The following is a 24,260-nucleotide window of genomic DNA, read 5'->3' as shown; positions in this document are numbered from 1 at the left end:
CCGGCTTTTCGTTCTCTTGCTTAAGGTCAGAGCGCCAGTCGGAAGACGGCGAAGTCGCGGATGCGCAGGTGGCTCTGGGTGGTCCGAAGGCCGAACCATCCGCGCGGGTAGGGCGCCGGGTCATCGAGATCGAAGAGCCGTCGCCCGTCGCTCCAGTATTCGATGCGGCGCCCATCCGCCACAAGGCGTACCGACACCCACCGATTGGGCGTCAGCATTTCTTCAGGCGCGGCGTGGTCGTGCTGGGGCAGGAGCGGCCGCTCGCCCGGACGCCCGACATAACGGCGGAAGCGGGTGGTCGTGTTGCTGTTGCCGCCATGGCCCACATAGTAGGTTTTCAGCGTGTCGTAGTCGGCGAAAGCGCCGCTGCGCGGATGGTCCAGCGGCGATCCGCCGTCGACCTCGCGCGCCATCCAGAATGCGTTCAGGTCGCTGACCCGGTCGTAGGGACCGCCGGCCGACACGGCTTGAGCCTGATAGGTGATGGCTGCCGGGCCGATGAGCTCGGGCTTGAACCAGGCCGTCAGCCCGCCCGGCGCGATGATCTCCAGCACGCCGTCTCGCGCCTGCGCCGTCGCGGGCTTTTCCGCCTCGATGACCCATTGATCGAGGCCCCGGCGGAAGTCGTCGGCGAACAGGCGTTGCTCGCGGCGATAGGGCGCTTGGTCCGCGAACGGCGTCGCGGCGAGGCTGGCGAGCAGGCTACGCCGGTCGAGGATCATGAGGCCTCCGTCTGTCGGACATTCTCAAACAGGCGCTCCGGCCGCCGGTCCGGAGTCTCGGTCTCGATGGACAGCTTCTCGATCTTGAGGCCGTCCACGTGCCGCGCCCAGAGCCCGTGGGCCGGGGAGGGGCCGAACATGCTGGGTTCCGGATAGGCTTCGGGGAGATCCCCGGGGCGCTCGGCCCAGCCCGCCAGGCCGCCGCCGCGATACGACAGGCGGATGTTCGACAGCGTCACGTTCGCGATCGGCGCGTCCGGCAGGCCCGCGATCGTGGCGGCGTAGTCGGGCAGGATATCGGTCGCCGTGATCTCGCGCAGCACGATGTTTCGCATGGCGCCCACGGGCGTGCCCTCCGGGCCGCGCCGACGATCACCGACGCGCAGGAAGATTGGGGCCGTGGTGACCTCCTGCATGACGAGCCGCTCGACCATGACGTTCTCCATGGTCCCGCCGTCGACCACCTCCAGGGCGAGGCCCCTCGAGCGGGTGAAGCGGCAGTCGCGGACGACGATGTCGCGGAAGCCGCCGTTGGACTCCGTGCCCAGCTTGATGCGACCGGTGACGCGATCCTGGTCGGGCGCGCGCTGCTGGGTCCGACCAAAGGTCCCGTCGAGCATGGTCCCAAGGTCGAAGCCGCTGACCTCGCAGCGCTCGATGGTCACGCGTTCGGTCGCGATGGGCTCTCCGAGCGCCAGAGAGCTCTTCAGGACGATCGCATCATCGTTGGGCGTGTTGACCCGGCAGCCGGAGACCAGCACGTCGCGGCAGGCGTCGATGTCGAGGCCGTCGCGGTTGGTGTCGATGATGAGGTCGCGCAGGACGAGGTCTTCGCAGCCTGAGGCCAGGACGGCGAAATGGCCGCCTCGGAAGATCGTCAGGCCCTCGATGCGGGCTCGCTTCACACGCTTGAGCGCGATGGCCTTGTTGCCGAGGCCGACCATCGCCTCGATCGCCGGTGACAGCTCAGCCATCGCTTCCGCCGACAGGCCCGCCATGCTGAGCGGAAACTCGCCCGACTGGCGCGACCAGCGCGAGCCGGGGCCTTCGCGCGTCAGGCCCGCCCCGTCGATGCGGCCCGGGCCCAGGATCGCCACGTCCTCAAGGTCCTCGCCCCAGATCAGGCTGTTTCGCCAGTGGCTGTGGCCGAAGTCCTGCCATAGGTCGTGCGGATTGGGTTCGGCCGGATCATAGGCCCCGCCGTGAAGCGCCGGATCGGCCGCTTCCAGCACGCATCCCTCCTCCAGGCGAAGGGTGACGCCGCTGAGCAGGCGGATCGAGAAGGACAGATGGCGGCCCGCAGGCAGAACGACCTCGCCGCCGCCGCGGGCGTGGGCGTGGGCGATCGCGGCGTTGATCGCCTCGGTCGCCAGGGCCGGGCCGCCTTCGATCACGCGTAGAGACCGTGGCGCCGGAAGAAGGCGTCCAGCGCCAACATCGACGGAGCGACCTGACCATCGGGCCCCTTGAGGCCAAAGCCGTGGCCGCCGACCTCCTGCAAATGCATCTCGACCGGGATCTTCTTGGCGCGCAGGGCCTGCCACATCAGCACGCTGTTCTCGACGGGCACCACCCTGTCGTCGGCCGCGGCCGCGATGAAGGTCGGCGGCGCGTCCGCGGGCACATGCTGCTCGGCCGAAACGGCGATGCGCTGGGCGTCTGTCGGGGTCGCGCCCAGCAACTGCCTGACCGACTGTCCATGGGCGTGGGGCAGGGTGGCTGTGACCACAGGATAGAACAGGCCAGTCGCGAAGGGGCGGGTCGGTTGGCTGTCCGCCTCATCGACGGCGGCGTAGGTGTCGCGGCCGTACTGGGTCGCCAGGCGCGCCGCGACATGGCCGCCGGCCGAAAATCCGATCACCGCGACCTTGGCGGGATCGACGCCCAGGGACGGAGCGCGGGCGCGGATCAGGCGGATGGCGCGCTGGGCGTCCTGCAAGGCCACGTCCGGACCTGCGGCCCATCCGTCGGCGGGCAGGCGGTAGTCCATGACGAAGGCCGTGACCCCCAGGCTGGCCAGCCAGGCGTCGATTGGTCCGCCGTTCTTGCCGACGGCCACGCGAACATAGCCGCCGCCCGGGATCATTAGCACCGCCGCGCCGTTCGGCTTGGCCGGCCGGCGCATGGTCAGCCAGGGCTTGGTCACGTTCAGAAAAGCCGTGTCGTTCGGATCACCGCCAGGGGTGCGCAGGATCACCCGTTCGGTGACGGTGACCTTCTCGCCGCCGGGCGCCGCCTTGGGCCAAAGGTCGACGGTTTCGATCGCCGGGGGCGTGTCCTGGGCGCGGGCCAGGGCGGGCATGGCCGCCAGGCCGGCGGCGAGGCCGAGCAGGGCGCGGCGGTCGGTTTCAATTGCCACGGAGTTGCTCCTGACTGGCGACCGCGCTGGGCGGCAGAGTGAAGGCGTCGGGCGAAGGCGGGCGGGCCGGATCGAACGGCGGCAAGTCGCCCGCCAGATGGGCGGCGAGATCAGGAACATGGGTCCGGACGCCCTCGACGACGCAGCGCGCGAGTTGATAGGCGCCGTAGTTGTTGTGGTGTGTCAGGTCCTTGCCGCCGTCGTTGAAGGCCTTCCAGGCTTCCTTGGGCCCCAGAGCCTCGTAGAAGGCGGCGCTCATGGCGTGGAGGTCGATCAGCGGGGCGCCCAAGTCGCCCGCCGTTTCGCGCATGGCCTTGGGATAGTCGCCCAAGGTGTCGACCACCTTTCCGGCCGCGTCGAAGCGGTGGCGGTGCATGGACGTGACGAACACGGGCGTCGCGCCGCGTCGCCGGGCTTCGCCGGCATAGACGCGCAGGTAGTCCCGATAGGTGGTGGCGGCCTCGGCGTAGGTCTGCGGCCACTGGGTCTTCTGATCGTTGTGGCCGAACTGGATCAGCAGCCAGTCCCCGGGCTTGATCCGGCTGAGGATCTTGTCGAGACGGCGCTCGATCAGGAACGACTTCAGGGTCTCGCCGGACTCGGCGTGGTTGGCGACCGAGATTTCGGGCTTGAAGAAGCGCGGCAGCATCTGGCCCCAGCCGGCGGCCGGTTCGAAGCGCTGGTCGGTGACGGTCGAGTCGCCCGCCAGAAATACGGTTGGGACCGTGACCGGCTCGATCCGGAGGCGTCGCACGGCGGCGGTCGGGCCGCAGAACTCCAGAGTCAGCTTGTCGTCCCAGGCGTAGCTGCCGTCCTCGCGCGGATTGAGCAGGACGCGTGTTCCACCAGGCGCGTTGGGAGGCGGTGGCGCGAGGTCCGGACGGCGGACATTGACGATGATCGTCCGCGTTTCGGTCTCGCCGGCGCCGACGCGGACGCTTTCCAGCATCAGCCGTCTGGCTTCGGCCTTGATCGTGGTCTCGCTGGCCTGGTCGCCGCCCATGTCCAGAGCGACGCGGTAGTCGCCCTCTGGAACCTTCACCGAGAACAGGCGCCCGGGGCCCGGCTCCCATCCGTGGCCCGCGGCCGGGTCATAAGGCTTGGGGGACGACGTTTGGAAATCAAAGGTCCACACGGACGCGGCCTCCCTGGCGAGCGCGATGCTAGGCGCGAGCGCGAGGCCCGTCAGCAGTGTCCGCCGATCCAGGATCATGCCGCCTCCCTTGCGCGCAGAGTCCGCCATCTTGGTAGCGGCGCGACGCCAGGCTTTCAATGCCAAAATACAGGATGATATCCTGATATGTGGGAACTACGAGGCGGTAGCCGCAGAGGTCTCGCCGGTGGGCATGGACGTCGCCGGACGTGTTGTTCGCCAGAGCACGAGGCCTAGAGCGCCTAGGGTGAGTTCACGCAGGCGTCGCAACAGCGAGAGGGCCAGAGCCTGGTCCGGCGACAGGCCCAGCGCGCCGCCCAGCAATAGATAGCCGCCCTCCTGGACGCCGAGCGCGCCGGGAATGGCGAAGCCGACGACCTTGGCTGTCTGGGCCAAGCCCTCGACGATCAGGGCCTGGACCAGCGTGGGGTGCAAGCCCAGGGCCCACATGGAGACGTAGGTTTCGAACGCGCCCGCGAGCCAGGCGGCCATGTGCCAGGCCCAGGACGCGCCGATCTCCTTCCGCCGAGCGCCGATGTCGCGAAAGGCGTCGCCGAGCGCGCCGACGCGGCCGGCGATCGCTGTCCATCTTTGGGAGAACTGGCCGATACGCTGGCCGACGCCGGCCTTGTGCGCGATGAACAGGATCGTGGCGATCAGGAACACGACGCCGACAACGGCCAGGCCCGCCTGGGCCAGACTCGGATCGCGCAGGGTGGCCATGGCGACCGCCAGGCTGGCGAGCACGAACAGCACCAACCCGACGGTGCCGGCGAGAACATCGACGACGCAGCTGGCCGTGCTTTCGGCCAGGGTCAGACCCTGACGCGCGGCTAGCTTGGCCCGCACGACCTCGCCGCCGACCTGCGCCACCGGCAGCAGGGCGTTGACCGCCTCCTTGATCAGCCTCAGCCGGAACAGGAACGGCAGCGATGGCCGGCGGTCGGGCGGCAACAGCACCTGCCAGCCGACAGTGGCCATGAAGGTCACCGGCAGGTGCGCAGCCACGACCAGGATGGCTTGCCACCCCACTTCGGCGACCAGGGCGCGCACGGCGCCGGCGCCGTGAGTGGCCAACAGGATCGCCAAGAGGGCCACGCCGACCGTCAGCAGCCAGCCTCGCGCCGCGCCCCCGCGCTTACCGCTCTTGTCCGTCATGCAGCCGAGCGCGCGCGGGAGGCGGGAGCCGCCCCGAGTTCGCGATAGACGTCGAGCACGTCGGCGCAGATGGCGCGCCAATCATACGCGGCGCTGGACACGCGGGCCGCCCTCGAGAGTCTCAGGCGGCGAAGGGGTTCCGCGATCAGGCTGCGGATGGCGTTCGCGTAGGTCTCCGCATCGGGGCTGGGCGCAAGGACGCCATCGTGCCCGTCGGTGATCAGCGCGCTGGTGCTGGGCGCGCGGGGGCAGAGCACCGCAAGCCCCGCCGCCATGCCTTCAAGGCTGGCGTTGCCGAAGGCTTCGGTCAGGCTGGGATTGAACAGGATGTCGGCGCTGGAGACGGCGCGGCCCAAATCGTCGCCATCGAGATGACCGGCGAAGATCGCCTCGGGCGCGCGCGCTTCGAGGAAGGCGCGGGCGGGGCCGTCGCCGATGATCAGCGGTCGGATCGGCTGGTCGCCCAGGCGAGCGAGGGTGTCGGCCATGACATCGAGACCTTTCTCCATGACCAGGCGACCGAGGAAGGCGACGACGATCTCGTTATCGGCGATCCCCAGCGAACGGCGCCAGGCCATGTCCTTGCGCTCCGGCGAGAAACGGTCGCGGTCAACGCCGCGTCCCCACACGCGCACCCGTTCACCGAGGCCTTGGGCCCGTAACAGGTCGGCGATCGGCGCATTGGGCGCCAGCACTCGATCGCAGCCGCGGTAGAAGCGGTCGAGATAGCGTTCGACCGTGGGCCTCAGCCAGTCGAAGCCGTAGTACGAGAGGTAGGTCTCGAAGCGGGTGTGCAGACTGGCGACGACCGGAAGGCCCGCCTGGCGTCCCCAGCGACCCGCCTGGGCGCCCAGGAGGTCCGGCGCCGAGAGATGGACCATGGTGGGCTGGAACGCGGCCAGATCCGCTTTCAGGCCGGCCGTCAGGCCCAGGGCCAGCCGGTATTCGCTGCGTCCCGGAATGGCCACCGACGGCGCGGAAACGAGTTCGCCGGCGGGTTCGAAGGCCGGCGTGTCGGTGGTGGGCGAATAGACGCGAACGGTCGCGCCCGCCTCGATCAGATAGGACGAGAGGCGGTTGAGCGCCTGGTTCGAGCCGTCTCGGGTATAGTTGTAGTTGCCGGAAAAAAGGGCGAGGCGCAGGCCCTCGGCGGGCTTTTCCTCAGCGGGCTGACGAATGGTTCTTTCCGCGCGCTGCACGACGCCTCCTGGTCTTAAGTCGAGGCCCCCACCCGAATATGACAATGGCCATATGGTGGAATGGTTCAGGTTCCGGAAGGGGAAGGCCGTCAATCCTCCACACAATCTTCAGGTCAAGCTGAACCCAAGCTGAACCATGGGGTGTGGCGCGCTCGGGAGCGACTAAGCGAAATCGACCGTTGCCGATTGATCGTTTTGGCCAAAAAAGAGTCCAAGCAGGCTTGCGCGACGGAAGGCGTGCGGCTTTGAGGGGGCGCGCGGACTTGCCCAGCGGGCGGTTCGTGCTCAGTTATGCGCTCGCGGCCGCACGGTTCGCGGTCCAACGATTCCTCTAGGGGCGAGAACAAGCCCCGATCCAGCGAGATTTTTAGAACGACATGCAGCCGGTCAAGACCCTCATCCTCGCCGCCGGTCAGGGCAAAAGGCTGTCGCCGCTGACCGATGATCGGCCCAAGTGCCTGGTGGAGCTGGCTGGCAAGACGGTTCTTGAATGGCAGCTGCGCCACCTGCATCAGGCGGGCGTGCCCGAGGCCGTGGTGGTCACGGGCTTCCGCAGCGACTTGGTCGAGGCCGAGATCGCGCGCCTGTCGCTGCCGGGCATGACGGTCCGCACGCTCTACAACCCGTTCTACAGCGTGACCGACAACCTCGCGACCTGCTGGTTGGCGCGTGAGGAGATGCGCGGCGGGCCGTTCATGATCCTCAACGGCGACACCCTGTTCGAGCCGGCGATCGCCGAGCGTCTGATCAGCGCGCCGGACGCCCCCATCACGGTGACGGTCGACCGCAAGGCGGAAGGCTACGACGCCGACGACATGAAGGTGCTGACCGAAGGGGACGCCCTTCGCGCCATCGGCAAGACGATCACCGAGTACGACGCCGAGTCGATCGGTTTCCTGCGCTTCGACGCCGAGGGCTCGGCGCTGTTCGTGAAGACCCTGGAAGCGATCATGCGCACGCCGGAAGGCCTGAAGCGTTGGTACCTCAGCGTGATCAATGAGATCGCCCAGAACCACGACGTCGTGCGCGTTCGCTCGATCGAGGGGCTTGATTGGGCCGAGATGGACTTCCCGGAGGACCTCGTCCGCAACCGCGCGCTGACCGCGCAGTGGGCGGCGAAGGAGGCCGAGGCCGTCTAGGCCTCGCCGACCAGCTCCCGGACCAGGTCCAGGTCCGAGGGCTTGTCCACGTCGACGGCGGCCAGACCATCGTGCGCGCGCACGGCGGCCGCCTCGACATTGGCCAGCTTTCCCAGCCGCGCCACCGCCTCGTCCAGCGTCAGCAGACCCAGCGCGTAGCGGATGAGGAAGCTCGGCCCCAGCATGGCGGCGATCTTCCACGGCTGCTTTCGCAGGGCCTCGACCTTGCGCCAGACGGCGATGACGTTAAGCGCGTTCTCGTTGCGCAGCAGGAAGAGATTGCAGCCCGAATAGCGGCCGTCGCGGAACTTCAGATAGGTCCGCTTGGTCTGAGGCGCGGCGGCTTGGACCTTGGCCTCCGACGCCAGCAACACGGCGACGTCGGCGGAGTTGGGCGTATCGGCGAGGAACCGGGTGATCCACTCGGGCTTGAGCAGCGCATGGTCCACCGTCGTGACGATCAGCGGAAAGCCCAGCGCGCCCGCGCCGTCGGCGACGCTCTGGCTGGGGCCGGCGGCGGGCGGCAGGATCTCCACATTCGCGCCGGCCAACGCCGCGCGGATCGTCTCGTCGTTGGCGGAGACGCCGACCTTCTCGGCCCCCGCGGCCTGGACGGCGCCCAGCACTCGCTTCAGCAAGGTCTGACCCTGCAGCACGATCAGGCCCTTGTGAGCGACGCCGGCGTAGGCCGCTGCCGGATCGATTTCGCCCGGCCGCGATCCGGCCAGGATCAGCGCCTTGAAGTCGCTCACAGAGCCTTCTCGTAAACGCGATAGGTCTTGTAGTGCGTGCCGCCGACGTTCTCGGCGATGTGGGTCATGGCCGTGTTGGCCTCGAGCACCCACGAGATTTCGAACCGGTTGTAACCAAGCCCGATCGCGGTGTCGCGACTGGCCTTCATCATCCAGAAGGGCAGCATGCGGCCGCGCTGGGTGGTCGAGAACTTGCGCTTGACGCCCATCAGCGGGATGCGCGCCGACTTCACGCCCTTGACCTTCAGGCGCCACAGCAGCTTGGCCCATCCGAACGGCAGGAGCTTGCCGTTCAGGTCGGCGATGGCTTCGTTGACGTTCGGCAGGAAGACGACGACGCCGGCCGGTTCTCCGTCGATCTCGGCGAACCAGACCAGGCGCTTGTCGATCACCTGCTTGAGGGCTTTGGCCAGCTGACGCGTCTCGGCCTCGGTGGTCGGGGTGAAGCCCCAATTGTCTTTCCAGGCGTCGTTGAGGATGTCGGTCAGGGTGGCGACCTCCTCGTCATAGCGCTTCCAGTCCAGCTGCCGCAGGACGACGCCGGCGGGCAGGCCGCGCTTGACGCGGCGCTGGGCGATCTCGGGAATGTCGCCGGTCTCGTCGGCCCTGTAGGCGAACAGGTCCTGGGCCTTGACGTAGCCCTGCTCCTCGATCCGCTTGCCGGCGTAGACCGGGTCGTGGCCCATCAGCACCATCGGCGGCGTGTCGAAGCCGTGGACCAGCAGGCCGACCTCTTCGTTGATCGACAGGTTGAAGGGCCCGACGGCGTGGGTGCGGCCTTTCGCGCTCAGCCAGTCCTCGGCCGTGCGGAAAAGAATCTGGAAAACCGCCGCGTCGTCCTCGGCCGCGATCATGCCGAAGTGACCGTCCAAGCGCCCGGGCGTCGGCTGAGGGGTGAGGTGGTCGATCTGGGCGCTGATCCGTCCGACGTCGCGGCCGCCGCGCGTCGCCAGGAACAGCTGCACCTCGGCGTGGGCGAAGAACGGGTTGGTCTTCGGCGTCAGGGCCTCGGTCCGCTCCATGAAAAGCGGCGTGATCCAGTTGGGATCCTTGGCGTTGAGCCGGGCGGGCAGGACGATGAAGCGCTTAAGCTCGTCCGGCGTCTTGACCGGGATGACCTGAAGGTCGGCGTTCGTGGAGTCGAAAGGCATCACCCCTCCAGGGCCAAGAAGGTGCGCGCCGCCAGCGCGCCGAAGATGGCGGGAGCGGCCCAGACGGCCAGCAAGGGCGACAAGGCGCCGGACTCGCCCAGGGCGGTCAGCATCCCGTTCGCCACCAGGAAGAGGAGGCCAGCGCCAAGGCCGGCCGTCAGCAGGACCGCGCCCTGGCCGCTGCGGAAGTTGGCGAGGGCGACGGGCGCGCTCAGCAGCAGCATGACCAGAGAGACGAACGGGCTGGCGAACGCGGACTGGAAGTGGGTGGCGTAGAAGCTCTCCGGCCTATCCGAACCACCGTTCTCCAGCGCGCGGCGAGCCGTGGCGGCGGTGGGCGCGCTGTCGTCGCCGAACAGGCCCTGCACGTCTTGCGGTCGCAGAGCCGTCGGCCAGTTGATCGACGCCGCCGTCGAGGTCTGGGCGAGGTCGCCGGCGAAGCGGGTCGTCTTGGGGCTTTGGAGCGTCCAGCGGCGACCATCGTAGAGCGCCTTCGACGCCTCGACCTTTTCGACGAGGATGCCCTTGGCGTTGCGGCGGAAGATGGTGAGGCTGGTGATCTCGCGCCCATCCGCCGAGGCGTCCGCCCCGATGACGAGATCGGAACCCGCCCGGAAGGTGCGGGGCGAGGGCGCCTTGCGCTCGGCGACCGGCGTGGTGTTCCGCCACCAGTCCGCCAGGGTCGGATCGGAGCGTGGCGCCAGGACCTGGCCGCAGAGCGCGTCCAGCAGCATGACGGCGATCACGGCCGGCATGGCCATCCCGACGATGCGGTATCCGGAGATGCCGCTGGCCCGCATGGCGACCACGGCGCTTTCGCGCGCCAGCTGCGAGAAGGCGAAGAGGCCGCCGGCCAGGACCGCGATCGGAGCGACCTGCTCGAACAGGCGGGGCAGGCGCAGGGCGGCGTAGTAGGCGACGCCCGCCATGCCCAGGCCCCGGTCCAGGATGTCGGTAGTCACGTCCAGCAGGTCAAGGATCTGCAGGATGGACATCAGGATCAGCGCCGCGCCCAGGATTCGGGTGGCGACGGTCCGCAGGACGTAGAGCTGCAGCTTCATGCGGGTTGTCGCTTGGGCAGAGGCAGGGCGCGCACCAGGCGCGTGACCAGGTTGTTGATACGGCGGACCAGCCGCGAGACAGGCGTATCGCCCGGACGCGTGCGGCTGCCCAGGAAAAGCCAGACGGCGAAGCTCGAGAACAGGGCGAACGGAATCCAGATCGCCGGCGCCGCCGCCACCTTGTCGGCCTTGGCGAGACTCTGTCCCAGAAGCAGGGCGTGCTGGAAGGCCAGCAGCAGGACGCCGGCCATGATCAGGCCCGCCGCTCGGTTGCCGCGCTTGGAGGCCAGGCCCAGCGGGAAGGCCAGCAGCGGCAGGAACGGCAAGAAGGCCGCGCGGGCCAGGCGTCCGTAGAGCTCACTCAGCAGGGTGCTCTTCGAGACCACCGGATGGGGCGACTTGGCCTGCGTGGCCAGCTCGCCCAGGGTCAGCTCACGCTCGTCGCCGCCGCGGTCGCGCAGCAGCACCGCGGCCGCCGCCAGCGGCGTCTGCGTGGTCAGGCTGTTGAAGGCGAGGTTGCGATATTGGCCATTGTCGTCGCGCACGATGCGGCGACCATCGCGCAGATCCATGGTCACGGTCTTGCCGCCGGGATCCATCTTCAGATTGGCCGAGCCGGCGGTGATGATCTCTTCGCGCCCCTTGGCGTCGAGGCGGCGGATGAAGACCCGGGTCAGGCTCTGGCCGGCGATGTCGGCGCTGTCGGCCGTCAGCAGCGAGCCCTTGTCGTCGATGAAGGCGCCGCCCGCCAAGCGTCCGTTCCAGCCGGCGTTGATCGCCGCGTGCATCACGGCGCGGTAGGCGTAGCGGCTGTACGGCTGCATGTAGCCGAAGACGATCAGGCTGAAGACGCTGAGGAACAGGCCGACCGCCAGGAAGGGCGCGGCGATCCGCTCCAGCGATTGCCCGCTGGCCAGCAGGGCGTCAACCTCGGAGCCGTCCGACAGCTTCGCGATGACGATGAACAGCGCCACGAAGAAGGCCACCGGCAGGGCGAGGCCGAGATAGTGCGGCACCAGGTTGGCGGCCAGTTGCGCGACGTAGCCGAACCGCGCGCTGCTCTGCGACAGGGCGTCGAGGAGCCGCAAGATGCGCTCCAGCAGCAAGGCGACGACCGTCACGCCCAGGCAGCCGACCAGCGGCCAGAACAGCAGGCGCAGCAGGTAACGGTCGATCAGCCGCATGGGGCCGGCGGACATCTTCTTGGCGCTCACGCTTGGCCCCAGGCCTGGGCGAAGCGCGCGGCGAGGCGTTCGACGGCGTCGGGCGACAGCTCAACGGCCGAACCCAGGGCGGGCGCCGCGGGCCAGCCTGCGTCCGGGAAGGCCAGGCCCTCGTGCTCGCGAACGCCGGCATAGCGCGGCAGCACGTGGAAATGGACGTCTTTGTCGACCATCATCAGCATCAGGTAATTGATCTTCTCGTAGTCGACCTGGGCCCTCAGCAAACGCTCGATACCCGTCACCGCCACCTGCAGGTCCGCGAAGGCGGCGGGACTCACTTCGGAGAACGCCTGAACGGTTTCCTTGCACACCAGCACCAAAGACCCAAATGTCGGCTGCTTGGGGCGGAGCAGAATCAGCCAGTGATCGGTCTCCGCGATCTTCGAACCGGGATAGCCGAACGCCAGGGCGGTGGGATTGGTCATGAGAAAGCCGGGAACTTCAGGCCGGTGTCGCCTGGGCGTAACAATAGGGATGCCGCGTTTTAGATGAAAGCACGATCCGTTCTCATCGGCGCGATCTTAGCGACTTTGGCGGCGGGCTCGGCGCGCGCCGAAGGGCTGGCCGCGCCCCTGACCGACAAGGACTGTGTCGGGCGCAAGGGCGACGTTCGGCTGATCGTCCAGGTCGGAGCGCTGCGCTCAAACGCCGGCGAGGTGACGATCACGATCTACCCGTCCGACCCCGATCGGTTCCTTGCGCCGCGCGGCAAGCTTCTGCGCCAGAGGGTCAAGGCCTCGGCGCCCATGACCCAGGCCTGCTTCAACCTGCCCGTCGCTGACGCCTACGCCGTGGCCGTCTATCACGACGCCAACGCCGATCGGGAGTTCGGCCGCAATCAGATCGGCATGCCGACCGAGGGTTACGGATTCTCGAACGACGCGCCGACGCGGTACGCCGCGCCCTCATACGACGCCGCCCGTTTCATGGTGAAGCCGGGCGACAACACCATCCGCATCAAGGTCCGCTATCCGCGCTAGACAGGCTGAAGCGGCCCAGTTCGGTTAGGCCTTCGCGGCCCGCCTCGATCCCGCGCGAGACGATGCGGACGTCGAAGCCGCCGGCGGCGCGAGGCTCGATCTCGATCGCATTCCATCGCGCCGGGCCATGCCGGTTCGGACGGGCCGAAGCGGAGGGAACGCCCAGCACGGGGACCGTCGCGCCATCCGGACCCCTCAACGCGCCGAGCAGGGCCTCGTGGGCGTGGCCGTGCAGCACAAGATCGGCGCCGCGCCGCTCCAGCACCTCGCGCAGGGCGTGGCCGTCATCAAGCGATTTGCGCTTGGAGACCGCGCCCTCGTGTGGCGGGTGGTGCAGAACGACGAGCTTGAAGAAGCCGTCGTAAGCCGGATCGGCCAGGGCCGCGTCCAGTTTCCGAAGCTGTTCTTCGCCCAGGCGGCCGGTGGCCAGATGCGGCGCGGTCGGCACAGCCGAGCAAAGGTTGAAGATCGCGACGGGGCCGCGCAACCGGACCTGGGGGAAACGGCTCTCGCCGTCGTCGCCCAGCCAGGGCGCCCAGATGGCGAAACGCTCGGGGCCGCCCGCGCCGGCCAAGGCGTCGTGGTTGCCGGGACTGACGGTGAAGTCGGTTGGCTCCCCGAGAGATTCCAGCCACTTGCGAGCGGCGGCAATCTCCGTATGCGAAGCGAAGTTGGTGAGATCGCCGCTAATCACCACATGATCGGGCGCGGAGGCCTTCAGGTCGGCCACCAGCGCCGACAGGACTTCGGGACGATGAACCTTGCGTTTCTTGCGCCAGGCGATGCGGCTCAGGAGGCGCTTGGTGAACACGTCCTTCCACCCAAACGCGCCGGGCGGCGGCGGCAGGTGGGGGTCGGACAGGTGGGCGATGCGGTAAATGGACAAGATCTTTCGGGTCGTTCTGGTCGAAACAGCCGAAGCTGCTTATCAATCGGCGCGGGATTCAAGGGGTATATCGGTTCTTGAGCGCTGAAATTCAAAACATGGCCGGCGCGGGCGGCCCGAGGGCGGTCACCGTCGGCGAGGCTGGCGGCCGCATCTGGGGCATGACCTCGCGCGAGCGCCTGTCTCGCATCTATCGGCGTCTGGGCCTGGTCGAGACGCCGGCCGTGGACCTTTCGCACGCGGTCGTCGTGGTCGACGCCGGCTGGGTGTTCGACGAGGCGCTGGTCAAGGCCCTGGCGGGCCGCGAAGGCGCTGTGCTGGTCGATGACGCGGGGCGCGCGGTGGCCGCTCACGCGCCTGCCGACCTGGCCTACGCCGCCGCGGAGGCTTTGGCCGCCGGGCGGGACCCGTCCGGCCTGGACGCGCGCCTGACCCGCCTGACCGCGCTGGAGCTGGGTTCGGCCTATAACAGCGCCTTGCGCAAGCGTGAGCCGCCGGTTCTGGAGCGACTGACGCCCGAGACCGTTCGCGCGGTCGAGAAGCGGCTGTTCCAGGGCTCCTACAAGGGGGTCACCGATCTGGTGACCAAGTACGTCTGGCCCGCGCCCGCGCGCGTGGTGACCCGCTGGTGCGCGCTGGCCAAGATGACGCCCAACCAGGTGACGTTCATCGGATTCCTGCTGACCCTGGCGGCCACCTGGCTGTTCTGGCATGGCCAGTTCGGCTGGGGTCTGGTCTTCGCCTGGATCATGACCTTCCTCGACACCGTCGACGGCAAGCTGGCCCGCGTGACCCTGACCTCGTCGAAATGGGGCAACGTCTTCGATCACGGCATCGACCTGCTCCATCCGCCCTTCTGGTGGTGGGCCTGGTTCGTCGGCGTCTACGCCGTCGGCCAATCCATCCCGTATGCGGAGCTCAGCCTGGCGATCGTGATCGGCGGCTATGTCGCCCAGCGCGTGGAGGAGGGGATCTTCCTGGCCCTCTTCAAGTTGGAGATGCACGCCTGGCGGCCCTTCGACAGCTTCTTCCGTCTGATCACCGCCCGTAGAAACCCGAACTTGATCCTGATGACGGCCTGCGCGTTGGTAGGTCGCCCGGATGTCGGCTTCACCCTGGTGGCGATCTGGACCGCCGCGTGCTTCATCGTGCACGCCGTTCAAATTCTGCAGGGCTTGGCCGCGCCCAAGGGCTCGATCCAATCTTGGCTGTCAAAATGAGTCGCATCGCGGTCATTCGCAATCCGAAGAGCCACGGCAATCGGATCAACCCGCCCGGGCCGACGCCCGAGGGGGTGCGGTTGGCCGAGCCGTTCGGTCGCGACGCCCTGAGGACGGTTCTCGAAGACTTCGCTCGCGACGGTCTCGACCTTCTGGTCATCGACGGCGGCGACGGCACGGTGCGCGACGTGATCAGCCTGCTGCCGCACACCTTCGGCGAAGACTTGCCGCTGCTGGCGGTGCTGCCGTCGGGCAAGACCAATGTGCTGGCGATCGATCTGGGCACGCAGCGCGATTGGCGACTGGAGGAAGCGCTGAACGCCGCGCGACAGACCGAGCCGCGGATCAAATCGCGACCGCCGCTGCGGATCAGCTGGGTCGATGGTCATCGGCCTTGCCTGCAAGGCTTCTTCTTCGGTGTCGGGGCTCTGGTGAAGGCGACCAACCTGTCCCAGAAGGTCCACAAGGTCGGCTTCTTCCACAATCTGGCGGTCGGCGTGACGATCGCCACCGCCACCTTCGGGGCGCTGTTCGGCGGCGCGCGTGACGAGTGGCGCGAGGGCGTGCCGGCTAAGCTGACCTTCGACGGCCAGGCCCAGCCGGGCGACGAGCGGTTCGCCATTGTCGCCACGGCCCTGAAGCGCTTGCCGTTCGGCTTGAAGCCGTTCGGCGAGCCGCGCGAGGGCCTCAAGATCCTGGACGTCGATGCGCCGCCCCGGAAGCTGCTGAAGGCTCTGCCGCTGGTGCTCAGCGGCCGGGCGGAGCCCAAGCTGGAGAGCATGGGCTATCGTCGCCGCGATCCCGACATGGTCGGTCTGGCGGGCTGCGCGCCCTTCGTTCTGGACGGTGAAGTGTTCGAAGGCGGCGAACTGGTCATCGCCCTGGGTCCGGCCTTGAGGTTCCTGGTCGGATGAACCGCCTGCGCGACCTCGTCGCGGCCGAACTCGCCACGCCGCTCCCAGCGCCGATCACCGCCTTCGCCGAGCATCTGACCGGCGTTTTTCCGGAGGTGCGGGCGGTGCTATTCTACGGTTCGATCCTGCGGACGGGCGATCTCTCCGGCGTGCTCGACTACTACGTCCTGACCGAGCGGCCGCCGGCCGGTTGGCGGGGGTTCTTCACGCGCATCCTGTGGCCGGACGTCAGCTATCACGAGCTGGTTCATGACGGCGAAACGCTGCGAGCCAAGGTCGCCTCCATGACGCTCGCCCAGTTCCAGCGGGCGGTGAGCGGGGCGGGGGCGGACACGACCATCTGGGCGCGGTTCGTCCAGCCCAGCGCCCTGGTCTGGGCTTCTGCGGGCGTCCGCGATCAGGTGGTCGACGCTGTCGCGGAGGCCTGCCGGACCGCAGCGCGCTTCGCCCAGGCCCTGGGCCCGGCGGGCGGCGCCCCGCGCGCGCTGTGGACGGCGCTTTTCCAGGAGACCTACAAGGCCGAGCTGCGCGTGGAGAAGGCTGGGCGCGAGGCGTCGATTCTGGCCTACGATCCCGAGCGCTACGACCACGTGATGACAGCCGTTCTGGACGATCAGGGCGGAGCGCTGGATCCTGCGGAGCGGACGCGCCTGCGCAAGGCTTGGGGGCCTCGCAGGCTGATGGGCAAGCCCCTGAACGTCGCCCGGCTGGTGAAGGCCGCCTTCACCTTCCAGGGCGCCGCGCGCTACGCCGCCTGGAAGATCGAGCGGCACACGGGGGTCGAGATCGAGGTCACGCCCTGGCGGGAGCGGCACCCGATACTGTCCGCGCCCAGGGTGCTGCTGAAGGTCTGGAAGGGGAGGCGCAGGGCCTCGTGACCCTCTCGCCCAAACAAAAACGCCCGGGTCTGCACCCGGGCGTTCTCGTTTTCAGCAATGGGAGCGGTCTCAGGCGCGGGCGCGCTTGAGCGGCTCGATGACGCCGAGGGCCGCGCCGATTTCGGCGAAGGTCTTGAGGACCGCGTCGATCTGCTCGTCGGTGTGAGCGGCGCTGACGCTGGCGCGCAGCAGCGGACGGCTGTCCGGCGTGGCGGGCGGCAGGGCCAGGTTCAGGTAGACGCCGGCGTGCAGCAGGGCGTTCCACATGGCGATGGCGCGCTCCTGGTCCGGCATGGTCGTGGCGACCACGGGGCTGGCCGTCGGGCCGGTGTGGAAGCCCAGCGACGTCAGGCCGTCATACAGGCGCTTGGCGTTGTGGTTCAGGCGGTCGCGCAGCTGCGGCTGCTCGATCATGCGGCGCAGGGCCGTGATGGTCGAGGCGACCACGGCGGGCGGCAGCGAGGCGGTGAACATGTAGGGGCGGCAGACGACGCGCATGACGTCGAAGTCGTCCATGTTCGAGACGCAGAAGCCGCCGATGGCGCCCAGGCTCTTGGAGAAGGTGCCGACGATGAAGTCGACGTCCTCTTCCACGCCCGCCGCTTCGGCCAGCCCGCGGCCCGTGGCGCCGAGCACGCCCATCGAGTGGGCTTCGTCCACCAAGAGGTAGCCGCCCAGCTCGCGCTTTACGGCCGCGATTTCCTTCAGCGGCGCGACGTCGCCGATCATCGAATAGACGCCTTCGACCACAATCAGGCGCTCGCCCGGCGCATCGCCCAGGCGACGCAGGCGCTTGGCCAGGTCTTCGGGGTCGTTGTGGCGGAAGCGGATGACCTCGGCCTGGCCCAGACGCGAGGCGTCGTAGATCGAGGCGTGGCTGTCGGCGTCGAGGATCAGATGGTCGCCGCGGCCGACAAGGGTCGACAGCACGCCCAGATTGGCCTGGTAGCCGGTCGTGAAGACCATGGCGTGCTTGCGGCCGTAGAACTTGGCCAGTTCCTGCTCGAGCTCGACGTGGGCTTCGAAGCTGCCGTTGGCGATGCGGGAACCCGTGGTGCCCGTACCGCGTTCCTGTACCGCTTTCACCGACGCGGCGATGGCTTGCTCGTCGAAGGTCAGGCCAAGGTAGTTGTTGGTGCCGAGCAGAATGGTCGGACGACCGTCCACGACGCCTTCGGTCGGCGAATGCACCGCGTCGAAGCGGACCTTGAACGGGTCGGCGCCGGCGTCTTGGATGGCCTTGTACGCATCGCGATAGGCCAGGTGCTTATCGAATAGCCCCATTAGTTAAGCCCTAGTCCGGAGATCGTTGATCAGTTTGGAAAGGTCGCCGGCGGTTTCGACCGAAGCCAGGCGATCCAAGGGAATGGAGATGTCGAAGGTGTCTTCGAGCTCCATGATGATGTTCATGAGGGCCAGGGAGTCCACGGCGAGGTCACGGCCAATGTGCGACTCGGCGCGAACCTCGACCGGCCGCCCCAGAACCTTGCTCGCCGCTACCCCGATCTCGCGTAAGCTGAGATCCGTCACCGTTTCCATTCTAGATCAAACCTCCGGGAGCCCCACCCGTGACACTACTGTAACGGCGAGTCTGTCAGATAGCCGCCTCATTTGCGCAAGGCGATGAAATTTTAGGGCAGCCAGCCCTGTTTCCGATACCACTCGACGGTGTGAGCGAACCCGTCAAGCAGACCGAATACGCTGGGTACTCCCTCCGCCCTCGGAGCGCTAGATGGGGTCCAATCGGCGTGAAGCAACTCCCTGGCCTTGCCAAAACCGAAGACGGTGGGTGTTTGGCTGACGAAAGACCAAGCATCCGCAAGGGCTCCGGCGGCTAGGACGCCCCCCGCTGGAAGCCTTATCAGCCTTGGATTTCGGCCCATGACCGCTGCGGCGGCGCTCATGATTTCCGCCCAAGTGTAACCGTCGCGCCGCACATCCGACAGCTCTACCAGGCCCGAACTTGGACTTTTGCAGTAGTTCGCAAGCTGCGCCGCAGCGTCTTGGACGTGGATCATGGCGACGCGAGAGGTCGGCGAAAGCACAGGCAGAAACGGGCTGCTCGCGGCGAGCTTGAAGACTTCCAGGGTCTCGGTGTCGCCGGGTCCATAGATCGCCGGCGGGCGAGCGATCAGCGCATGCGGCGTCTCGGCCAGCACCGCGTCTTCCCCGGCGCGCTTGCTGGCGGCGTAGTTCGACAGCGCCGGTTCGCGGGCGGCCAAGCTCGAAACCAGGATGAAGCGGGCGCTTGCCTCTCGCGCGGCGCGCGCGGCCGCCAGGGCGCCGTCGCGATTGACGGTGTTGAAGCCTTCCAGTGACGTGGCCTTGATCAGCCCCGCCACGTGGATCACGACGCTGGCGCCCTCGCTAAGCCGCTGCAGGGCGCCAGGCGTCTTGAGGTCGCCGGCCACGACTTCGACTTCGAAGTCGCGCCAAAGCGGGTGGATCGGATCTCGGCGGACCAGGACCCGCGGCGTCCAGCCGTCTTCGGCCAGGGCGCGGACCAGGTGACGGCCCAGGAAGCCCGTGGCGCCGGTGACGGCGACGACGCCTCTGGACTCAGTCTCCATAGGCTCCGGCCAGATAGGCCGCGCGAGCCTTCGAGCGGCTGAGCTTGCCCGAGGAAGTCTGCGGCAGGGCGTGGGCGCCGACCAGCTTCACCTTGGCTTCCACGCCGTGGCGGGTGCGCAGCAGGGTTGCGACCTGCTCGACCAGGGCCGCGCGGGTGTCGGCGTCGCCGCCGCGCGCCTGGACCAGCACCACGATTTGGTCTTCCGGCTCGGCGGGGATCGCGAAGGCGCAGACGTCGCCGCTACGCAGGCCGTCGATCTCGTGGTCGGCGGTCCATTCCAGGTCCTGCGGCCAGATGTTTCGGCCATTCAGGATGATCAGGTCCTTGGCGCGACCGGTGATGACGATTTCGCCCTCGATCTTGAACCCGAGGTCGCCGGTGTCCAGCCAGCCGTCGGCCGACAGCACGCGCGCCGTCTCCTCCGGATTGGCGAAGTAGCCGCTCATGACCGAGGGACCTTTGGCGAAGATGCGGCCCACGCCGCGCTCCGGCAGGACCTGACCGTCCTCGCCGCGCACTTCCAGGAAGTGATCGGGCAGGGCGGGGCCGCACCGGGCGAAGTCGCGGGCGCGTTCGGAGCCTTCGGGCGCGTCGACAGCCAGGGCGTCGCGCTCCAGGCGCTCCACGTCGAGAGTTTCAGCGCGAAGGCCCTTGCCCAGCGGCGCCATCGACAGGGCCAGGGTCGCCTCGGCCATGCCATAGCTGGCGACGAACGCCTTATCGGAGAAGCCGGCGGGGCCGAACGCCTCAACGAAGGCCTTCAGCGGCGGCATGCGGATCATGTCGCCCCCAAGGCCGGCGCTGCGCCAATGCGACAGATCATAGGCGTCCAGCGGCTGGCCCTGGACGCGGCGGGCGCACAGCTCGTAGCCGAAGGTGGGGCTGTAGGCGATGGTGGCCTTGTTGCGGCCGATCAGGTCGATCCACAGCAGCGGGCGGCGGACGAAGGCGCCCGTGGGCAGCAGGTCGACCGACATCTGGCAGCTCAGGGGGCTGAGCAGGAAGCCGATCAGGCCCATGTCGTGGTAGAGCGGCAGCCACGAGATGGCGCGGTCCGCCGGCTTCACCTGCAGCCCATCGCGCGTGATCGCCACGCAGTTGGCCATCAGGGCCTTGTGAAGGACCAGGACGCCGGTCGGGGTGCGCGTGCTGCCCGACGAGAACTGCAGGTAGCAGGGGTCTTCCGGCGTGATGGTCGGCAAGGCCGCGCCGCCGTCCTCCGGCAGGTCCGCCAGGACGCCGGCGAAGTCCAGGTTCGCGCGCTGGCCGATCTCGGCCACCCAGTCCTTCAGGCCGACCGGGCCCAGCAGGATCCTAGCCTTGGCCGAACGGGCCAGGTTGGTGATCTGCTCGATATAGGCCTCGCGCCCCCCCAAAGGAGTCGGCAGCGCCATGGGCGCGGGCAACAGGCCGGCGTACTGGCAGGCGAAGAACGCCCGCACGAAGTCGCCGTCCGTCTCGGCCAGCAAAGCGACGCTGTCGCCGACCTTGGCGCCGGTCGCCAGCAGCCGGCGGGCCAGGACCTGGGCGTCCTCCCGGAGCTTGGCGTAGGGCAGGGCCTCGACCAGTTCGCCGCGCAGCGAATAGAGGTTGATCCCCGTCTCGCCGGTCGCGGCGAAATCGAGGGCCTGGGTCAGGGTCGGGAAGTCGGCGAACCGAACGGTGCGGTCAGACGCCGTGGGCGTGATCATACTTGGGGCCTTCATCGTCTTTCGTCGTGCGCGCGGAGTCGTCCTCCGCCGCGAGTCGGGCGAGCCTGCGGCGCGCCATCAAATACATGCCGATGGCCATCGCCAAGGCGGATACGACCAAAGCCGCGCCCGCGCCGGTCAGGCCAAACCGCGTGATCAGCGGAACCAGGGCCGCGAAATAGCAGATCACAACGACCAGCCGAACCACCAAGGCCGCGCCGGCCGCCCGCATCGAGACTAGCATGGGCTCGAGCGGCAAGGTCATGACTCCGATCGCGGCGGCGGCGACTTGCCAGTTCATGACCCCGGCGGCGGCGCCAAAGGCTTGTCCCATGACGGTTTCCAGGATCCAACGACCCGCTAGGAGGCTGACCAGCAGCAGCACGCCGGCCGCCGCGCCGCCGAGCAGGGCGATCTGGACCGCCAGCTTGGTCATGGCTTGCTGGCCGCCCGACGCGCGCATCTTGGCGAGCTCCGGATAGAGCGCCGGCACCATCAGGCGCGCGGGCTTGGCCATGCCATCGGCCACTTGCTTGCCGATACGCCACAGCGCCGCCTGAGCCGGGCCCAGCAGGGCGCCGACGACCATGGTCAGGACGTGCGTGAAGCCGACGTCCAAAGTGCTGGAGAAATTGGTCGCCATGGCGAAGCGCCAGACGCCCGGCATGTCGCGGCTGGTCGGACCCAGAAGCGAAAACCCCTTCAGCAAGCCCCGTCGGTTCAAATCCCAGATCGCGATCGAGGCGACGTAGAAGAACGACGCGAAGGTTCCCGCCGCCCAGGCCAGCAGGAAATAAGGTAGCGGCGCTTGAGTCAGGGCGCAGATCCCGCAGCCGATCATGCGGACCAAGGAACTGATCGCCTGCTCCGCCGCCAGGAAGCGGAAGCGGTCGAAAAGCCGCAGCAGGCCCACGCCCGTGGCCGAGCTCATCACCGGGATCGAGAGCGCATACAGCGCGCCATAGCCGCTCATGCCTTCGGGCCAGCGCAACTCGTTCCAGAAGAACCACGCGCCAGCCACGCCCAAGGCGACGCCCAGTACGCCGCTAATGCCGTCGAGCAGCAGTGAGAATCGCAAGACCTGCTGGAACTTCACGCGCTCGTTGGCCAGGAGCGGGCCCGTTCCGTAGGTCAGGACCGTCTGCCAAGACTGGAAGTGCGCCACCTCGCCCAGGAACTGGGCGAAGGCGTTGATCAGGACCAGGACGCCCATCGCCTCCTTGCCGAGGCTGCGCGCGGTCAGGGCGATGTAGGCCAATCCCACCACGGCGTTGACGACTCGGCCGCTGAGCAGCTGCCCCGCGTTGGCCAGGACGCGCTTGATCGGCGACGTCGCGTGTTCCGGCGCCGTCGTCACGCCCGTGACTCCAGCCGCTCCGCGATCGCCCGTGCGGCGCGCAGCGATGACGGTTCTTCGGTGATGTCGAAGGTTTCGGCGATGCCTTCAGCCTGCGCCGGCCGGAAGTCGACATGGGTGGCGAGGGCGCTGTCGACAGCGTCGTCCAAGGCGTCCACGCCGTCCAACACGGGCCCGAACAGCCAATGATGGAAGCTGGGATCGCCGCGCCAGTCGGCGCCGCTGGCGTTGAGGAACAGGCAGGGTTTGGGCGTGCGCAGGAACTCGTAGATCTGGCTCGAGACATCGCCGAGATAGAGATCGGCGGCGCGCGTGTAGGTCATGTCCGCCGCCGCCGGACCGCCCAGATCGACGTGGATGCGCGGGTGCTCGGCGTAACGCTTGAAGGCGGCGCGATCGTCGCTGGACGCGGTCTCGAACAGGCGGATGTGGGGCGAGAAGATCAGGTTGTGGCGATCGCCGCGGGCGAAGGCGTCCAGAACCTGCCAACCCCACCTGGGCCAGGAGCTGAGCTCGGGATGGAAGTGCGGGTTGTAGACCACGACCGGACCTGGACGCTCAAAGCGCGGGCCGGGTCGCCGGGGCAGGGCGTCCACCAGGTCGAATTTCGGATAGCCGACCATGGCGCAGTTCTCGGGCTTGACCCAGCCTTCGCCGATCATCCGGTCGCGCTGTTTTGGCCCCGCCGCCATGACGAGATCGAAGACGCGCAGGCGGGGCTCGAAAGGACCTTCGCGATCGCCGGCCCCATGCTGAGTGTAGACCAGGATCGGGTGGCGGACGCCTAGCTTGTGGAGGAGGGCGGTGGTGCGCTCGGGCGTGATCACGGCGTCGTAGCGTCCCAGCCGCAGGGCGTTCGCGATCAGCATCGGCGCCTTGGGCGGCGCGCCGCCGCCGCCGAACCGTCTCATCCAGGCGGGCGGCAGTAGCACGAGAGCGATCGGCGCTCCGCCAAGCTCGGCGAGCAGGCCCGAGACGTAGTCGAGCAGTTCGCGCGTGGTCGCGGCGATCTCGACCTTCAGGTCGGGCCATTCGCGCGCCATGGCGACGGCCACCGACAGGCTGTGCCAGACCTGATGGTGTTGCGCGATATAGAGGAAACAGACCCGCTTTTTGGGCACGTCAGGGACGGGGCTCCAGGCGCGTGCGCACGCGACCATTCAGGATGACCCGATCGCCCTTGTCCTTGACGCTATAGGCGTTGGCGCGGGTGCTGGCGTTCGGGCCTGAGCCGGCGACGCCCGCGTCGCCGCTCACCTCGCCGGTGCGCATGTCGATCAGGGCCCGCGGCGCGTCGAATTCATAGCCTTCGCCGTTGGTGATCTTCACGTCCTGGGTCAGCAGCAGGGTACGGGCGGCCTCGCGATAGACGCCGCTCTTGGCCGTGGCTTGGCTGGCGTCTGGCTGACCGTAGCCGCGGACGAGGGTCGGGGCGCTGAGGCGGACCAAGTCCTCGTCTTCCGAGTCGCGCTCGGCGCGGTCGGCGGTGATCAGGAACGGGCGGCCATCCTTCAGAACGCCCGTGAAGCGCGGCTTGTCCAGCAGAAGCGGTGTCGTGGAGGCCTGGGTCTGCAGCTTGCTCGAAGCCAGGCTGCGCCATGAGGCTTGCCCCACGACCGCGCCGCCGATGATGATCGCGAACACCGCCAGGCCCAGGCGCAAACGACGGACCGGCGCCCGGCGTCGGTTGCGGGCCCGCTCTGCGGCGCTGAGTGTGGGGATGGCGGGAGCGCCGTCGGTCTGGGTGAGCATTGGGGGCAATGGATAGTCCTCCGCCGCCGTTCGCCCAAGACCTTTGTTGATCATGCGGCGGGTTGTTCAACACGGGACGCGCCAGCGCGTCAT

General features: G+C 68.3%; 24 protein-coding genes. 5 read left to right on the top strand and 19 right to left on the bottom strand.

From position 1 onward, the window contains the following. Positions 1–26: 26 nt before the first annotated feature. From CSEG_RS13690 to CSEG_RS13665, 6 genes are all read right to left on the bottom strand, one after another. Entirely contained in the window at positions 27–722 is a 696-nt protein-coding gene (locus tag CSEG_RS13690) for a DUF6250 domain-containing protein (protein ID WP_013079834.1), read from the bottom strand. Next, a complete protein-coding gene (locus tag CSEG_RS13685) occupies positions 719–2,116 on the bottom strand; it encodes a rhamnogalacturonidase (RefSeq protein ID WP_013079833.1) in 1,398 nt (465 codons plus the stop codon). Before CSEG_RS13685 ends, CSEG_RS13690 begins: the two co-directional genes overlap by 4 nt. Further along, positions 2,113–3,081, bottom strand: coding sequence for an alpha/beta hydrolase (locus CSEG_RS13680; RefSeq protein WP_013079832.1), 969 nt, complete (start codon positions 3,079–3,081; stop codon positions 2,113–2,115). The genes CSEG_RS13685 and CSEG_RS13680 overlap by 4 nt, the downstream gene beginning before the upstream one ends. Beyond that, the gene (locus tag CSEG_RS13675; RefSeq protein WP_013079831.1) at positions 3,071–4,294 is read right to left on the bottom strand and encodes a rhamnogalacturonan acetylesterase; all 1,224 of its coding nucleotides are present in this window, start codon (positions 4,292–4,294) and stop codon (positions 3,071–3,073) included. Before CSEG_RS13675 ends, CSEG_RS13680 begins: the two co-directional genes overlap by 11 nt. Before the next feature lie 96 nt (positions 4,295–4,390). Continuing rightward, the gene (locus CSEG_RS13670; protein WP_013079830.1) at positions 4,391–5,392 is read right to left on the bottom strand and encodes a flippase-like domain-containing protein; all 1,002 of its coding nucleotides are present in this window, start codon (positions 5,390–5,392) and stop codon (positions 4,391–4,393) included. Continuing rightward, positions 5,389–6,591, bottom strand: coding sequence for a glycosyltransferase family 4 protein (locus tag CSEG_RS13665; RefSeq protein ID WP_013079829.1), 1,203 nt, complete (start codon positions 6,589–6,591; stop codon positions 5,389–5,391). The genes CSEG_RS13670 and CSEG_RS13665 overlap by 4 nt, the downstream gene beginning before the upstream one ends. A gap of 377 nt (positions 6,592–6,968) precedes the next feature. Between CSEG_RS13665 and CSEG_RS13660 the strand changes: the two genes are divergently transcribed. Further along, a complete protein-coding gene (locus CSEG_RS13660) occupies positions 6,969–7,730 on the top strand; it encodes a phosphocholine cytidylyltransferase family protein (RefSeq protein WP_013079828.1) in 762 nt (253 codons plus the stop codon). Here the strand turns inward: CSEG_RS13660 and CSEG_RS13655 are convergent. Genes CSEG_RS13655 through CSEG_RS13635 form a run of 5 tightly spaced genes read right to left on the bottom strand, consistent with a single transcriptional unit; the run spans position 7,727 to position 12,342 of the window. Further along, positions 7,727–8,575 (bottom strand): nucleotidyltransferase family protein, encoded by an 849-nt coding sequence (locus CSEG_RS13655; RefSeq protein WP_083778401.1) that lies wholly within the window; start codon positions 8,573–8,575, stop codon positions 7,727–7,729. The genes CSEG_RS13660 and CSEG_RS13655 overlap by 4 nt on opposite strands. Then, positions 8,479–9,633, bottom strand: coding sequence for a ceramide synthase (bcerS, locus tag CSEG_RS13650; protein ID WP_013079826.1), 1,155 nt, complete (start codon positions 9,631–9,633; stop codon positions 8,479–8,481). Before bcerS ends, CSEG_RS13655 begins: the two co-directional genes overlap by 97 nt. Then, a complete protein-coding gene (locus tag CSEG_RS13645) occupies positions 9,633–10,694 on the bottom strand; it encodes an LptF/LptG family permease (RefSeq protein WP_013079825.1) in 1,062 nt (353 codons plus the stop codon). The genes bcerS and CSEG_RS13645 overlap by 1 nt, the downstream gene beginning before the upstream one ends. Next, positions 10,691–11,893 carry an LptF/LptG family permease gene (locus CSEG_RS13640; RefSeq protein ID WP_013079824.1) on the bottom strand — a complete coding sequence of 401 codons (1,203 nt, stop codon included), beginning with the start codon at positions 11,891–11,893 and terminating at the stop codon, positions 10,691–10,693. Before CSEG_RS13640 ends, CSEG_RS13645 begins: the two co-directional genes overlap by 4 nt. An 11-nt stretch (positions 11,894–11,904) precedes the next feature. Then, positions 11,905–12,342: an HIT family protein gene (locus CSEG_RS13635; RefSeq protein ID WP_013079823.1), complete on the bottom strand. Its 438-nt coding sequence runs from the start codon at positions 12,340–12,342 to the stop codon at positions 11,905–11,907. 63 nt (positions 12,343–12,405) lie between these two features. Between CSEG_RS13635 and CSEG_RS13630 the strand changes: the two genes are divergently transcribed. Beyond that, positions 12,406–12,897, top strand: a complete 492-nt coding sequence (locus tag CSEG_RS13630) for a DUF2141 domain-containing protein (protein ID WP_013079822.1) — start codon at positions 12,406–12,408, stop codon at positions 12,895–12,897. On the opposite strand, the gene CSEG_RS13625 is transcribed toward CSEG_RS13630, so the two are convergent. After that, the gene (locus CSEG_RS13625; RefSeq protein ID WP_013079821.1) at positions 12,875–13,783 is read right to left on the bottom strand and encodes a metallophosphoesterase family protein; all 909 of its coding nucleotides are present in this window, start codon (positions 13,781–13,783) and stop codon (positions 12,875–12,877) included. The genes CSEG_RS13630 and CSEG_RS13625 overlap by 23 nt on opposite strands. 98 nt (positions 13,784–13,881) lie before the next feature. Here CSEG_RS13625 and CSEG_RS13620 point away from each other — a divergent pair, with 98 nt between their 5' ends. From CSEG_RS13620 to CSEG_RS13610, 3 genes are read left to right on the top strand one after another with little or no spacing between them, the layout of a single operon-like run. Further along, a complete protein-coding gene (locus CSEG_RS13620) occupies positions 13,882–15,003 on the top strand; it encodes a CDP-alcohol phosphatidyltransferase family protein (RefSeq protein WP_013079820.1) in 1,122 nt (373 codons plus the stop codon). Beyond that, positions 15,000–15,917, top strand: coding sequence for a diacylglycerol/lipid kinase family protein (locus CSEG_RS13615; protein ID WP_013079819.1), 918 nt, complete (start codon positions 15,000–15,002; stop codon positions 15,915–15,917). Before CSEG_RS13620 ends, CSEG_RS13615 begins: the two co-directional genes overlap by 4 nt. Further along, on the top strand, positions 15,914–16,795 hold the full coding sequence (locus tag CSEG_RS13610; protein ID WP_013079818.1) for a hypothetical protein: 882 nt from the start codon (positions 15,914–15,916) through the stop codon (positions 16,793–16,795). The genes CSEG_RS13615 and CSEG_RS13610 overlap by 4 nt, the downstream gene beginning before the upstream one ends. A gap of 69 nt (positions 16,796–16,864) precedes the next feature. Here CSEG_RS13610 and spt read toward each other — a convergent pair whose 3' ends face one another. From spt to lptC, 7 genes are all read right to left on the bottom strand, one after another. After that, a complete protein-coding gene (spt, locus tag CSEG_RS13605) occupies positions 16,865–18,079 on the bottom strand; it encodes a serine palmitoyltransferase (protein WP_013079817.1) in 1,215 nt (404 codons plus the stop codon). A 3-nt stretch (positions 18,080–18,082) separates the two neighbouring features. Next, entirely contained in the window at positions 18,083–18,334 is a 252-nt protein-coding gene (locus CSEG_RS13600; protein WP_013079816.1) for an acyl carrier protein, read from the bottom strand. Between the two features lie 92 nt (positions 18,335–18,426). Continuing rightward, entirely contained in the window at positions 18,427–19,365 is a 939-nt protein-coding gene (gene cerR / locus CSEG_RS13595; RefSeq protein WP_013079815.1) for a ceramide reductase, read from the bottom strand. Continuing rightward, positions 19,355–21,073, bottom strand: coding sequence for a fatty acyl-AMP ligase (locus tag CSEG_RS13590; RefSeq protein ID WP_167535128.1), 1,719 nt, complete (start codon positions 21,071–21,073; stop codon positions 19,355–19,357). The genes cerR and CSEG_RS13590 overlap by 11 nt, the downstream gene beginning before the upstream one ends. Beyond that, complete coding sequence (locus tag CSEG_RS13585; RefSeq protein ID WP_013079813.1) at positions 21,036–22,415, bottom strand: lipopolysaccharide biosynthesis protein; 1,380 nt, start codon at positions 22,413–22,415, stop codon at positions 21,036–21,038. Before CSEG_RS13585 ends, CSEG_RS13590 begins: the two co-directional genes overlap by 38 nt. Continuing rightward, on the bottom strand, positions 22,412–23,575 hold the full coding sequence (locus CSEG_RS13580; protein ID WP_053463765.1) for a glycerophosphotransferase: 1,164 nt from the start codon (positions 23,573–23,575) through the stop codon (positions 22,412–22,414). The genes CSEG_RS13585 and CSEG_RS13580 overlap by 4 nt, the downstream gene beginning before the upstream one ends. Beyond that, positions 23,538–24,167, bottom strand: coding sequence for an LPS export ABC transporter periplasmic protein LptC (gene lptC, locus CSEG_RS13575; RefSeq protein ID WP_041538307.1), 630 nt, complete (start codon positions 24,165–24,167; stop codon positions 23,538–23,540). Before lptC ends, CSEG_RS13580 begins: the two co-directional genes overlap by 38 nt. Positions 24,168–24,260 lie beyond the last annotated feature (93 nt).

This window comes from Caulobacter segnis ATCC 21756, assembly GCF_000092285.1.
Taxonomy (GTDB): Bacteria; Pseudomonadota; Alphaproteobacteria; order Caulobacterales; family Caulobacteraceae; genus Caulobacter; species Caulobacter segnis.
This window is presented reverse-complemented; position numbering and strand designations above follow the sequence as displayed.